The following is a 623-nucleotide window of genomic DNA, read 5'->3' on the forward strand; positions in this document are numbered from 1 at the left end:
CCGCCGCAGGCCCCGCACCGGCGGTTGCCCCCGGCCTCGCCCGTCGCGGGGTCGAGGTCCAGGACCGTGGGGGCCACGTCCAGCGTCACCTCGGAGGGCAGGGACGGGTCCGCGCCGCCGGTGGCCAGCGCGGTGCCGCAGTTCTCGCAGAACCTGGCGCGGGGCGCCGCGTTCTCCCCGCAGCTGGGGCATCGGACGAGGACGCTGTCTTCGGCACTCATGTCTGGGTGGATCTCCTTGCTTTCGTCAGGACTCCCGCCCTGTTCATCGCCACGTCCACTGCCGTACGGAGTTTGCCCGGTCCACGAGCGCCACGCGCTCCGAGCGCTCGTCGGTGAGGTGGGCGAGGTTGCGCAGGGCGAGCTCCAGGCGGTCCCGCAGCGGCCCCTCTTCGGCGGCCACGCCCGCCACGCGGAGGCTCGGCAGGGGGCCGTCGCGCAGCACGATCTCCAGCGCCTCGACGAGGGCCGCCACGGTGATCTCGGCCTTGGGCCGGTCGGGCACGTGGGCGGCGTCGAGCCCGGCGACGGCGTCGGCCAGGTCCACCAGCGAGCGGTGCGCCTCCACGAGCAGCCGGGCCCGCTCCAGGCGGGCGTCCGGGAACGACCCGCGCGTGGGGCCCA

Annotated in this window: 2 protein-coding genes; both read right to left on the minus strand. The window is 75.8% G+C overall.

All coding sequences use genetic code 11. The features are described 5' to 3' along the window. Nucleotides 1-221, minus strand: a 221-nt coding sequence (locus PROKR_RS01320; RefSeq protein ID WP_036959040.1) for a zinc ribbon domain-containing protein, incomplete at its 3' end; no start/stop codon positions are given. A gap of 43 nt (nucleotides 222-264) precedes the next feature. Next, nucleotides 265-623, minus strand: a 359-nt coding sequence (locus PROKR_RS01325; protein WP_036959041.1) for a tetratricopeptide repeat protein, incomplete at its 5' end; no start/stop codon positions are given.

Source organism: Promicromonospora kroppenstedtii DSM 19349, from assembly GCF_000515355.1.
Classification (GTDB): Bacteria; Actinomycetota; Actinomycetes; order Actinomycetales; family Cellulomonadaceae; genus Promicromonospora; species Promicromonospora kroppenstedtii.